8 protein-coding genes are annotated in these 12,672 nt (G+C 46.8%); 6 read left to right on the top strand and 2 right to left on the bottom strand.

Translation table 11 applies throughout. The features are described from left to right. Positions 1-138: 138 nt before the first annotated feature. From ACN5NT_RS14220 to ACN5NT_RS14210, 3 genes are all read left to right on the top strand, one after another. A complete protein-coding gene (locus ACN5NT_RS14220) occupies positions 139-1,095 on the top strand; it encodes a hypothetical protein (protein ID WP_419175851.1) in 957 nt (318 codons plus the stop codon). A gap of 177 nt (positions 1,096-1,272) precedes the next feature. After that, positions 1,273-2,655, top strand: a complete 1,383-nt coding sequence (locus ACN5NT_RS14215) for a trimethylamine methyltransferase family protein (RefSeq protein WP_419175850.1) — start codon at positions 1,273-1,275, stop codon at positions 2,653-2,655. A 509-nt stretch (positions 2,656-3,164) separates the two neighbouring features. After that, positions 3,165-4,373 carry a mechanosensitive ion channel domain-containing protein gene (locus ACN5NT_RS14210; protein WP_419175849.1) on the top strand — a complete coding sequence of 403 codons (1,209 nt, stop codon included), beginning with the start codon at positions 3,165-3,167 and terminating at the stop codon, positions 4,371-4,373. 303 nt (positions 4,374-4,676) lie between these two features. Here ACN5NT_RS14210 and ACN5NT_RS14205 read toward each other — a convergent pair whose 3' ends face one another. After that, entirely contained in the window at positions 4,677-6,854 is a 2,178-nt protein-coding gene (locus ACN5NT_RS14205) for a glycogen debranching N-terminal domain-containing protein (protein ID WP_419175848.1), read from the bottom strand. A gap of 5 nt (positions 6,855-6,859) precedes the next feature. After that, a complete protein-coding gene (locus ACN5NT_RS14200; RefSeq protein ID WP_419175847.1) occupies positions 6,860-7,927 on the bottom strand; it encodes a glycosyltransferase family 4 protein in 1,068 nt (355 codons plus the stop codon). A 977-nt stretch (positions 7,928-8,904) separates the two neighbouring features. Between ACN5NT_RS14200 and pyk the strand changes: the two genes are divergently transcribed. The 3 genes from pyk to ACN5NT_RS14185 all read left to right on the top strand — a co-directional run bounded on the left by pyk (position 8,905) and on the right by ACN5NT_RS14185 (position 12,655). Continuing rightward, positions 8,905-10,320, top strand: a complete 1,416-nt coding sequence (gene pyk / locus ACN5NT_RS14195) for a pyruvate kinase (RefSeq protein ID WP_419175846.1) — start codon at positions 8,905-8,907, stop codon at positions 10,318-10,320. 902 nt (positions 10,321-11,222) lie between these two features. After that, positions 11,223-11,660, top strand: coding sequence for a hypothetical protein (locus ACN5NT_RS14190; protein ID WP_419175845.1), 438 nt, complete (start codon positions 11,223-11,225; stop codon positions 11,658-11,660). Beyond that, positions 11,657-12,655, top strand: coding sequence for a protein kinase domain-containing protein (locus tag ACN5NT_RS14185; RefSeq protein ID WP_419175844.1), 999 nt, complete (start codon positions 11,657-11,659; stop codon positions 12,653-12,655). The genes ACN5NT_RS14190 and ACN5NT_RS14185 overlap by 4 nt, the downstream gene beginning before the upstream one ends. Positions 12,656-12,672 lie beyond the last annotated feature (17 nt).

Here is a 12,672-nt window from a genome sequence, read left to right as displayed (position 1 = left end):
CCTGAACTGTAACCGGGGCTGTATCTGTACTGATTCAAAAGGTGCAAGCACTGTACATTCTTTCATAATTCGATATACTAATGCAGATTTATCCATATGCGATAAAAACAGCTACAATACCCCATCAAGGAGTGTTCCATGGCCTCGCTTTCGAAGCATCGAAAAGTTGTGATGACCGCCTTACTGGTGCTTGTTTTGATAGGTTCCTGCTTTGAGATGCCCCGCAGCTACCTCTTTGAAAACAGAGCCTTCACGACTGTAGACAGTGTTGCCACCGATTATGTGGACCAGGCCCTGCTGCGTGCCGCCGCCTCCTTTGCCATGGCCCGCACTTTTAACGGGGTGATCTCAGTTTTTCAGGAGAGCACGCTCCAGCTCGAACCGGGCGGAGTTGGTGTCTCACTCGCCCTCGGCGCCGCCCTGGACCCGATCAACGACCTCATTGAACGTTTCTCCTGGGTGATGCTGGTCAGCCTCACCTCTCTTGGGTCCCAGAAGTTCCTTATTGAAATTACACCTTTTGTCTCTGTCCAGATCATTCTGGCAATGGCTTTGATCGTGCTGCTCCTGGGCCTCTGGTTGCCCTTGAAATACAGGCCACAGCTTACCAGAAGTGGTGTGGTGCTGGTGGTCACCGCAGTGGTGCTGCGTTTCGCTGTGCCAGCCATGGCCTATATCAACGAACAGGTCTATGTCACCTTTTTGCAGGAAAAGCATGATCTCTCGGTTGAAGTGCTGGGCCGTACCGTGGCCGACCTTGAGTCACAGCAACTCGACAACCTGCTCGGTCCCACTGAGGGCGGGCAGCAAGAAGAGACTGAAGGGGAAAGCTCGCAGGATGAAAAGGGAATCTGGAGCAAAACCAAAGAGCTGGTCAACCAGACCATGAGTCAGGGGCAGCGCATGCTGGAAGCCAAAAACAAGATCGAACTGCTCAAGAAGATGTCGCTGGAATTGATAGACCAGATTGTCGATCTTATCGTGGTTTTTGTCTTGAACACCATACTCCTGCCACTCATTTTTTTATGGGCAATCATGCGCTTCGGCACACTGCTGCTTCGCCTGCTGCCCCTACAGCATGAAAAACAGATATAGTTGCGCACAGATTATCTACCCAGCCTGATTTCCCCTCAGACATCAGAGGGTATATTCTGGTATGAGTCGAATAACGTTTCAATTGCGGAGAACTTCTCTCAGTGCACTACAGCAACAGACCAGCGCTGACCAGCTCTCTACCCGGTGCACCATCACCTCGGCTTGAGGAGCATTACCATGGGCCCACACGTGGAATCTATCCTGGCGAAAGGGATTGTCCTGGAACAGGAAACTCATTTCAGCAAAGCCAAAGCCCTCTATCAGGAGATCCTGCAGCATGTCACCGATGAAACAATTCTCGAATCAGCCCGATTACGGCTGGAGGATATTGACGACCTGATAGCCGAGAAGAGGGTCTATCAGCGTATCGACGAAAACGCCAAACAGGTCTTGACGGAAATCGGCATGAATATTTCAGGGAACCAGACTCTTATGGATATTCTCCTGGAAGCGGATGCCATTGATTTCGAAAATGAAACAGCGCTGTTTATCCCCATAAAACGGAGTTACATCGACCGTTGCCTGGAGCTGGTCCCCCGTGAAATGCCCGGAGACCCTGGTCAAAACTCTTTTGGCACAGGTTCGACATCACCCTTTCTCAAACGGAGCACCGACGAAGAACTCCGCCCGGCCACTCGCAAAGAGTACGAACAGATTACCCGCCTGGTGGCTGAACAGCAGGATATTGTGAACATTTTCAGCCTGCCGGTTGCCTGCGACAAGAGTATATCCCTTTTTGAGGTAGCCCGGTTGATGGAGCGAGACTATCAAGGGCTGAAAATGATCACCACCAATACGATGAACGCTGACGAGGTGGGATTTTTATCGGGCAAGGAACACTGGATCGACGGCACCAGCCTGCTTTCCTCCCTGGCGCCCATGAATAGCATGGTGGACCCATTTTTGCGCAGTGCCCGCTCCGGCAACAACCTGCTGCTGATAGACCAGACTATTGCCGGCGTATCCGGTGCCTGCAGTCCGGAGTCGTTGCTGACGCAGATTCATGCCCAGGTACTATTCATGATGATTATCGCCCAGACTGTTAACCCGGGTGTCTTGTGCATCCACGGAGGCCTCCCCAGTGTGACGGAGACAGGTGGCAATCTTTCTTACAGCTCTCCCTGTCAGCCTCTCATCAATGCGGCTCTGGCACGGCTCAACCTCTGGATTACCGGGTACCCCTCAGCCCAGACCGGAGGCAGCACCAGCTTGACGGAAGTGTCTTCCCTGGCTATTTTCGAGTCTGAAATGAGTCGCAATTCGTTACGCAAATATGGGGTGCATATCGTACGGCACGCCATGGGTGCTCTAGGCAGCCTGAACTTTTTCAGTAAGGAAAAGTTCCTGGAAGACTGTGAGCGTGAACGCTATTCCAGGAAGCTCTTTGAAGCACGACCCCAAAACACAGGAGTTCTTCCTCTGTACTTTCCCGCTGACGATAATGCGCTTGCCGGTATCCGTGAGATTGCTGAAAAAGGCAACCCCAGGCTTGCGGAGCACACCTTAAAGAATGTAGATTCATTCTGTCTGTGGCAAAATGCAATAAACAGCGCTGCTTGAAAAAAGCTTTACCAACCGCAGCCGAACGATACAGTTATTCAGGCAATACGCGGTGAAGAAATGGTTCCCTGAGGTGTTTACATCACTTTTAGCTCTATTCAAATCCACCATCCGACCCTACATTTTGTTCTGCCTATCACATTTACTCCAGGGAAAAGAAGGTTAATCCTATGCTGGAAAACACCACTACCATACTGATACACTTTTATGAATATGCACCAATTACGACAATCATCCTGGCGGTATCGACACTATGCTATTTAGCAGTTATTAAATTTCCACCCATACAACCTGTTAAAGATTCTTTTCCTGTTCTCGTTCCGGTTATCAACTTTTTTTGCATACCCCTGGCTTTTTTAATTGCCCATACGTTTTTCTACCATTTGTTTACGAAGTTTGTAGGGCTAGCTCAGGATAAATGGCCGTCTTTATTTTTTACTATTATCTTTTTTCTTATCGTTGGCGTGCAGCTTGCTGCTGTTGTTCATGCCTTCGTTGTGAAAAAATATATGAGCAAGGGAAAAACGACCAGTACGGTATCAGGGTTGCTGCGTGGCGTCATTTTCGGTTCTTCACTATTCGTAACCCTGGGAGTTTTTTCCTGGCAGCAGGGATATTCCTTTACCAGTGTATGGGTTTCGACCGGCTTGGCAACAGCACTGCTGGGATTCGCCCTGCAACAAACACTGGGGGATTTATTCTCCGGTATTGCCTTGGGGGTGGAAGGGGCCTTTCGCATTGGAGACTGGATTCGGCTCAATGACGGTACTGAAGGAATGGTTGTTGATATCAACTGGCGGGCCACCTGGCTTAGAGGCTGGGATAACACAACAAATGTGATTCCGAATTCAAAGATGGCCAAACAGGGGTTTACCAACTGCGGCAATGAATTTCATCGATACCGGCCATGGTATACTATCAACCTTCCTGCGGAACTTGACCCCCGTTTTGCCAAACAACTGTTACTTGAGGGACTTTATCGCTGCAAACATGTCTTGAAGCATCCGGCACCGGTTGTCCGACTCACAGACGCCTCATCCGTCCCTTACACGTATATGTGCTGGATATCATTCCCCAACTATCCCTCCATGTTCAGGGGGCGCGAGGAACTGTACAGGGAGATACATTATGTCCTCCAACAGGCGGGAATATCTCCCTCAACCATAACCAGCGAAATGCGTATCAGGAAATCTGAAATTCCGGTAGCAGAGCCTCCAACTGTTCAACTGGCTCTTAAAAGTCAGCCGATTTTCTCCAACCTTGAGGATGACGAAATAGAGAAAATAGCAGTGGTAAGCCATCAGAAACATTACGATACGGGATCGGTCATACAATATGACGAGGGCGAAGTAGATGCCTTTGATGTTCTTATCAGCGGGGTGGTAGAGGTCTCCACCAGGCTCGTAAACAACAAAAAAATAATCATAGGGGAATTGGGCCCGGGAGAAAGTTACGGCCTGGTATCCATGTTCACCGACCAACCTATCCCGACCCATTGGACAGCGCAGACCGATGTTACCCTCATACGTATTAATTTCGACATAATGAAAGAACTGGTGCAGAAATACCCTGATGTAGCTGATCGCATTGCCGTTGTAGTCAAGCAACGCCAAGACGAAGCAGAGTACCTTCGCCTGCAGAATAGTACGGAGCCAACTCCTTCAAGCCTTCGGGAAATAAAACGTTATATCCGGCAAATCATCAAAAGAGGGAAATAATCATGTCTCTGTAATCTGATTACCACTACAGCTCAGCTTCAAGGAGAGAAGCGTGAGGAGAAAGGTGATTGGAGTAACAACCTAAAGCTAAAAAGCTTTTCTCCACAAACCAATTTCACAATTATTCCAGGGATTGGTCGCTTGCCAATCGGTCACGTCTGGCACCTCAGGTCTATCACCTAACCTTTTTTCAAGCTGAAGATTAAGGGTAATCAGATCCCATAACACAGCCGATAACCGGCTGATGCCTGCCGCAAATAGCAGACACCAGCCTGCTATGCGGGGTTTGGCACTTTGAAATATTCACATTATAACTGCAATCTCAATGTCACCTGTCTTCCGTATTACATGAATTCCGGCCTCGTTATAGTTTCGCCGTATCACAAGGTCCACTTCCCCATTACAAACCTTCAGGTTCGACAGGTGAACTGAATCGAGAGAGTCAGGTAAAAAGGGACGGGTAAATCGTATCTGCGGCCTCTCATGAAAAAATGTGAGTCCGAGGGTGGCCTGCAGCAACATGAACACAGCCCCACTCGCCCACGCCTGTGGTGAACAGGCTACGGGATATAAGGTCGGATTTTGCCCATGTCGTCTATGAAATCCGCAAAAAAGTTCCGGCAAACGGAACAGATCGACGGACATTGCGGTATTGAACATGGCTGTAAAAATTTTCGATGCCTCTGTTTTAAAGCCGTACCGTGCCATCCCCATGGCGATAAGCGCATTGTCATGGGGCCATACAGATCCATTATGGTAGGACATCGGATTATAACGTGCTTCCCCCATAGCCAGGGTTCGCACCCCCCAGTTGCTGAATGAGTTCGGGGACAAGAGGGTTTCCACCAGCGCGCCTGCACTTTTCTCATCCGCGATCGCATTGTACAGGGCATGACCGGCATTTGAGGAACGCACCCTGCAAGGCCTCTTATCGCCATCCAGTGCAATGGCATATGTCTTCAGATCTTCCAGCCAAAAACTCTCATGAAACTTCTTTTTTAAGTGCGCCGCTTCATCGAGCAGGCTTTCAGCTAACGCTGATTGCCCTAAGACCGCAGCTAAGCCCGACAACTTCAACTTTGCCTCGTAGACATATCCCTGCACCTCACAAAGCGCAATGGGCCCGGTTACATCAGTACCATCCTCGTGGAAAATTGAATCATTGGAATCCTTCCACCCCTGCTGAAGAATTCCCTGTTCGCTTTTTCGCTGGTATTCTACAAACCCGTCACCATCGATATCTCCAGAGTCCCTGATCCAGTCCAGTGCAGCAAGAAGATGAGGCCAAAGCTCCAGCATAAAGTCCCTGTCACCGGTTCGGTCATAATAGTAGACGGCCAGAAGTAAAAACAGAGGTGTTGAATCAACACTCCCATAGTAACGGGCAAAAGGGATTTCTCCCATAGCCGCCATCTCTCCCTTTCGGCTTTCATGCAATATCTTGCCCGGCTCCGCATCGTTTTCAGGTGAATAGTCTGTGGCTTGGTTTTGAGCGAGGTATTGCAATACGCCCCTGGCCAGCTCCGGATACACCCAAAGGCACTGAAGAGCGGTAATCAGGCCGTCTCTACCGAAAGGCGTACAAAACCAGGGGACGCCTGCATAAGGGTAAAGCCCCTGGCCTGTTTCCGTTATCAGAAGCCGAAGGTCAGCAGAAGACCTCTCGACCCACTCGTTACACTGCTCATTTGAAGAATAAACACTCACGAAAGCGGCACGGGATGCCAGACTTTTCTCCCTGCACTCTTGATATGCCCGTGAAAAAGTGAACCCAGGAAAGGTACTGTTTTCTCTGCTGCATGATATCCGCAAATATATACTTTCTGATTCGCTGGGATGCAGGTTAAAGGAATAGAATGTGTTGCTTGCGCTGATGCCCTGGGGCTTTGGATCAAACTGTATTCGTGTCTGATAGAAAACATGGTCAAGCCCGATATAGCTGAGTTTAATCATACTCTCATCCCACACAGGGCGCTGGATCTCCCCTTTTGCCGCTCTCTTCATTCCCCTTATCTCAAAAATATCGGCATAGTCAGCACCAACGGAAAAGCTGAGATCAACAGAACAGATCTGTGCATCATAATTCGTGACACGTATATGTTCGTAGTACTGCTCGTTCCAAAGCAGTTTCGAACGGAAAACATGCAATTTCCCTTTACCCAGATACAGTTGGCCATCGCTGTACATATCAGGGGTAGTAAGGTCAATGGAAAGCAGTGTGTTGTCATGTGAAACGGAAGAATTCAAAAGCATAGGTCGCCGTCGGTTCAACAGCATTTCAAGGGCAGACAGGTACCGGGTCCCTTGATGAAAGATACCCTTCTCTCCTACTCCTATGCGGTGGATGTCGCCGAATCGATCAAAAATCGCGAAAGATTCACCATTCTTAAGTACCCTGGTCTGCAGATCCGTTCTTGAAGATCCCGCCTTGACATACCAGCTGTCGTTAATTTGAATAACTTCCCCGATATTTTTTTCCATGGCTATCAGTATTTTGTTGGAGATGTACCTGCATTACAGGCACCATCATGGGATGAAATGAGTTGATGATATACATCAAGATATTCATCTGTCATGGCCGTAGCACGAAATCGCCTCTCAAAAACATCACGGCACTGATATCTGCTGATAAGGTGCAACCTGCCAACAGAGGCAATGGCCTCTTCAATAGAATTGACGATGAATCCAGTAACAAAATTCTGCAAAATCTCCGGGACAGAGCCGCGGTTAAAGGCCACCACAGGTGTTCCGCAGGCAAGTGCCTCTATCATGACAAGTCCAAAAGGCTCCGGCCACTTTATAGGAAAGAGAAGAGCCGCTGCATTGCCAAGGAAATCTGACTTTTCGATTTCGTTAATTTCACCTATGAAATTAATTAGAGGGTGATCTAAGAGAGGAAGAACTTTTTCGTGGAAATATGCTTGATCCGTTGGATCGACCTTGGCCGCTATTTTTAGCTCCACACCGCTGCGCATTGCTATCTCAATAGCTTCGACAACACCCTTGTCCGCTGTAATTCTGCCCAGAAAGGCAAGATAGCAACCAGACTCCGGGTTAAAGTTCAGCAGGGAATCGTCGATGCCGTTGTAAACGGTTTTCTGCCAGTTTGCCATCGGCAGGGCTTTACGCTGATTATTGGAGATTGAAACGACAGGTGCCTCCCTGTATTCATTAAAAATCATGGTATGTTCCGGAAGATCCAGCCGCCCATGCAGTGTGGTTACATGGTTTACGGGGAGCCGCCTCAAAAACGGAAACTGCAAATAATCTGTATGAAAATGTACAATGTCATACAGGTCTAGCTCCCGAAAAACTCTTTCAAGCTGTAGTATCTGTACGGCCAGGACATCACTGCAACAGGGCTGAATCCTCCAGGCCTTGTCTGGGTAACTGCAAAGGCGTGCCTTGGTCTGGGAATCGCCACTGGCAAATAGAGTTACATCGTGACCTCGTCGTACCAGTTCTTCTGTGAGAAATGAAACTATCCGCTCTGTTCCACCGTAGAGCTTGGGCGGCACACTTTCTGTTATTGGAGCAACCTGGGCAATTTTCATAGCTGGGCCCTCACTGGTTACAACTCATTCTGCAATAAGGACACAGACACTATTATCATATTCAACATCCAGTCCGCGTTTCTCGGCCGCATTTTGCAGAAACACAGGGAAGTTTCGGTTAATAATTCATTGAGAGTAATGGGAAGAGTAATGATTTGGGAAGTTGCCCACCAATGTGCCCTGAAAGAAATAAGCGCTGACTTCGAATACTCTCGGGGAACAGCTCATGCGATGTCACCTTCTTGAGTATTTTGCTTACCCAAATAACCCACGATTCATTTAGCACCCAAAGACCTGAACCTGACACCGCCTAAACTGATGAAAAATCGGAATTTTGCTGCAATAAAGGGGTTTGACTTTGCTGCAAAACCCCAACCTCTCCCCCCGCCCTTACTTAACCAAATTCAATTCTGGTGTTTTCGGTTACCAGAGTTTTCTGTGCAAGCAATATGCCACTGGCGATTCAGCCCTCCACAAATATGTAATTCAACATATTTCCCATACCTATTCAGATTGTTACTTCAGATGAGTGGCATTTACTGCATTGAAATGACCAAAGGAGTGGCATGTGCCATGACACAGTTCCGTTACCGGCAACTATGTGTCAAAATGTAGCAGAGTTGAGTTTCCCAGACTATTTTCAGTGACCAGGCACGCAGAGCATCCAAGAGAAAATCTTTCAGCCTATGTGTGCACAACATCTTCAGCTAATCCACAGGATGGATTAATTATCAAGAAGATCATAATGTTCCATGCTTCAGTTCTCCCCTGAAGTGTTGCGCTCATCGTGACCTCATCATCCCCACAGAACGAGACACCTCTGTTAAACTATCGGAAATCTGAATATTTTTCTTACCACCCTGATCTTTTACTTGAACCTTGATGCAATCGAAGATACTTTGGGCAAACTCTGTAGGCTGCTGTTGGCCCCAGGCCCTCGGTGCATTCTCTTACACTTTTAATTCAGCGAGATACCCATGCCCAGACTTACCAAGATTGTAGCCACCATCTCTTCGCTCAACTGCTCCGTCGCTTTTATCGAAGGCCTCTACAAGGCCGGCGTCAATGTCGTACGTCTCAACACGGCACACATGAGCCACGAGGATGCATTAGAGGTCATCGAAAACACCAGGGCCGTCTCCGATAAAATCGGCATACTGCTCGACACCAAAGGCCCGGAAATCAGAACCTGCCCTGCAGAGGAGCCATTAACGGTCAGGTATGGTGATGCTGTTCGTATCAAAGGCGCCCCGGATAAAAAATCCTCAGGCGACACCATCTGCGTCTCTTACGACAACTTCGTCAAAGATGTCCCGATCGGTAGTTCCATTCTTATCGACGACGGCCACATAGCCCTCGCTGTGCTTGAAAAAGATGATCAGTACCTCTACTGCTCAGTGGAGAATGACGGTACAATCAGCGAGCGCAAAAGTATCAATATCCCGGCAGTACATGTCAAGCTGCCTGCCCTCAGTGAAAAAGATAAGGGTTTTATCCGTTTTGCGGCAGAGAATGATCTCGACTTTATCGCCCATTCCTTCGTGCGTAATAAAGAGGATGTGCTGGCCGTTCAGGAGATTCTTGATGAGAGCAACTCTCCTATCAAAATAATTTCCAAAATTGAAAACGCTGAAGGTGTCAACAATCTCTGTGAGATTCTCGACAATTGCTATGGGGTCATGATTGCCCGCGGTGACCTGGCCGTTGAAATCCCGACTGAGCAAATTCCGCTCATTCAAAAAGGCATCATCCGGGACTGCCTAGAACGCCGCAAACCGGTTATCGTCGCCACACAGATGCTGCACTCCATGATTGATTCGCCCCGCCCCACCAGGGCCGAGGTCTCGGATGTGGCCAACGCCTGCCTTGACCATACCGATGCCTTGATGCTCTCCGGCGAAACCGCCAACGGCAAGTATCCCGAGTTGGCTGTACGAACCATGGCCAAGATCGCCGTAGAGGTTGAGAGCAAGAGACAGGGTTATATCGATGCGGGCTACACCCAGCAGAACAAAGTCGCTGCGTATCTGGCAAAATCGGCAGTTAAGGCGGCTATTCGCCTTAACACCAAGGCGATTGTGGCAGATTCTCTCACCGGCACCTCGATCCGTGCCCTTGCCGCCTATCGCGGGCCAAACGTCATCCATGCCCAGGTTTACGACCAGCGGGTCATGCGCCGCCTCTCCTTATCCTTTGGGGTCTATGCCGATTATATTCACATGGATCTTGGCAACGGCAATGTCTTGCAGTCGTCAATCTGCCGACTCATAGCGGAAAACCGATTTCACGACGACGACCTGATCGTCATCCTCGCCGGCAGTTTCGGTCCCCGCCAGGGAGCAACCTATATCGAGATCAGCTCAGCAGCGAACTTCAAACTTAAATGCCGCTGACAATATTTTTTCTAATTACCCCTCACTTTCAGCTTAAAGAGGTGTGGTGAGGGGTGTGAGGCGTGGCAAATGGCCCTCCTGGAATCGATTCATTATATCGAATTTAAGAGAACACTTCTTTAGGATTAGGCTGTTACTCCTCCACCCGATTTCCTCGCTCCCACGCTTCGATCTATGAGGCTACACCAAAAGTGTAATCTGAATATATTTTAGAGGAGATATGGTGATGAATTCAAAAAAGTCAGAGAAAAAGAACTCGTGCTGAGTTGAATACAATCTTGCGCGGCAACAAGTCGTGCGCTGACTCTTCCTGCCCTCAAAAGAAAAATCCAATCCCAGCTCAACGATACTGTCTCACTATCAGGAACTAATCTTCATTTGATATTGTTGAACGTATATCGGAACTCCTGGTCTATAAAATCTGATTAAACCCAGTTTACCTATCTTTTTGCATACTATTCGACATAACACTAATTGATGTCACAGGCGATCTGACAAATCAACTAAATGTAGTTGTACGATATCGTAGTACACAACATGTAAGGTTAGGCACAACTAACGAATATTGGGGTTGCGTAATATACCCATACTCCTATATCACGGTTATTTGCGTATTATAGGAACTCCAAGGAGTTGCCTGATTAACGCTTGCAACTTGAAAATCAATCGCCTACTATGCGATAAAGCACTGACATTTAAGATAGATAAGCCGTTTCTCACACAATCCGAAAAGAAATACACCACATCATCACACTACCCGTTGTGGTACTTCATTTTCGCCAAAATGTGGCCTTACTCCGCAAAAAGGGAGTATTCCTATATTACACGTTAGGTAAAAATACTCAAAAAAATCGATTAAGAATCAAGATAAGTATGCTGGAATTTAAAATAAGGGAACTGAAATGAGAGTAATTGCAATTGAGCCCAAAAATCATTCAGCCATTTACGTGGTCGCGGATGTGAAAGAAAAAAATATAACATATGTATCTCATGGCGAAATTTCGCCTGCCACAGATGAATCTCGAACAAATGAAATGAGGTGTATATCTCGTCAAGTTCGTGAATTAGTGAAAACTCACTCCGCTGACGAACTGTTGATAAAAGCAAGTTCTGTCTCTAGAGGGATGGGGGCAGGGCATTTAGGTACAGCAGAGGTAAGAGGTATATGCGTGGGGGCTTCGGATATTCCTGCAGAATTAATACAGCCTGAGTCAATGGCGAAAGGGAAAAAGAGAGACTCATTAAAAAATGATAAGCTTTTTGAAGACAATGGGCTTGGTGATATTTTGAAGAAATCAAGAGAGGCTGGGTTGTTAATAATAAAAAAGGCTAATTCATGAGTTGGGAAAATAATCGACTCCCGATGAACGTAGCTAGTAGTCCCATCGGAAATGGCACATTTGGTCAGGTTTTTCCTGGGGCAGACATTATTGGTAATGATTTAGCTGTTAAATATATTCAATATTCAAATGAGGCAGAAGCACGACATGCCGTTTCAGAAGGTATAAGTCTAAACGAATTAGAACATGAAAATGTTGTAAAGGTCCATCATGTATCTCTGAAAGAACCGAACTATGTGGCCATAGCTACAGAGATGTGCAATCAAGGAGATTTAGATTCATTTTTTAAGAACAATCTAATGTCGACTCAGATGGCAAAAGTTATATTTATGGAAATGGCTCATGGCTTAAAATATATCCATTCGAAATGCTATATTCATAGAGATATAAAACCTCAGAATATATTTATGAAGGACAATAAACCTAAAATTGGGGATCTTGGTTTAGCTTACAAAACTTCTAATGGCTTTGCTCAAGGAGCAGGAACACCGATTTTCATGGCAAAAGAAACCTTAGAGCATAATCTATGCAGTTTTCAGACTGACATATGGTCTTTTGGTTTAACCGTCTATTGGCTCTTAGTTGGTCAGAATCTATATTGTGAATTTGCCAAAAATTATAACCAGGATGTGCGTAGTGATAGAATTGGAAATCGTTTGATTTTTCTACCACACATAAACAGGTGGTGGGGTGTTTTTATAAAAAGATGCATTAATGTAGATGTTGATGCTCGATTTAAAAACATGAACGAAGTTACACACGACCTTTCTAATATACCTGCTAATAACTGGGTGTATAATGAGTCGCTAAAGACATGGAATAACATTGGAGTTAGAGCAGGAAGGAGATATGAGGCTTCTCTTAAAGGATCTAATGTTTGTATACTTAACCACCCCATAAATGGTGGGAATACAATGCGGATCTGCAACAAGAAGTTTGGTACCGAAAAAGAGGCAGGTCAGTTTTTGCGAGATTACTTTTATAAAAACCCTTGATGGCATAATTCTGTATT

This window comes from Desulfosediminicola sp. (assembly GCF_048381775.1).
Classification (GTDB): Bacteria; Desulfobacterota; Desulfobulbia; order Desulfobulbales; family Desulfocapsaceae; genus Desulfopila; species Desulfopila ganghwensis.
Note: the sequence above shows the minus strand (reverse complement) of the source record. Positions and strands in the feature narration are given on the sequence as shown.

What these genes read in the sequence shown, in the direction of transcription:
- ACN5NT_RS14220 (WP_419175851.1), top strand. Translation starts at nt 139, where the DNA reads ATGGCCTCGCTTTCGAAGCATCGAAAAGTTGTGATGACCGCCTTACTG.
- ACN5NT_RS14215 (WP_419175850.1), top strand. Translation starts at nt 1,273, where the DNA reads ATGGGCCCACACGTGGAATCTATCCTGGCGAAAGGGATTGTCCTGGAA.
- ACN5NT_RS14210 (WP_419175849.1), top strand. Translation starts at nt 3,165, where the DNA reads ATGAGCAAGGGAAAAACGACCAGTACGGTATCAGGGTTGCTGCGTGGC.
- ACN5NT_RS14205 (WP_419175848.1), bottom strand. Translation starts at nt 6,854, where the DNA reads ATGGAAAAAAATATCGGGGAAGTTATTCAAATTAACGACAGCTGGTAT.
- ACN5NT_RS14200 (WP_419175847.1), bottom strand. Translation starts at nt 7,927, where the DNA reads ATGAAAATTGCCCAGGTTGCTCCAATAACAGAAAGTGTGCCGCCCAAG.
- pyk (WP_419175846.1), top strand. Translation starts at nt 8,905, where the DNA reads ATGCCCAGACTTACCAAGATTGTAGCCACCATCTCTTCGCTCAACTGC.
- ACN5NT_RS14190 (WP_419175845.1), top strand. Translation starts at nt 11,223, where the DNA reads ATGAGAGTAATTGCAATTGAGCCCAAAAATCATTCAGCCATTTACGTG.
- ACN5NT_RS14185 (WP_419175844.1), top strand. Translation starts at nt 11,657, where the DNA reads ATGAGTTGGGAAAATAATCGACTCCCGATGAACGTAGCTAGTAGTCCC.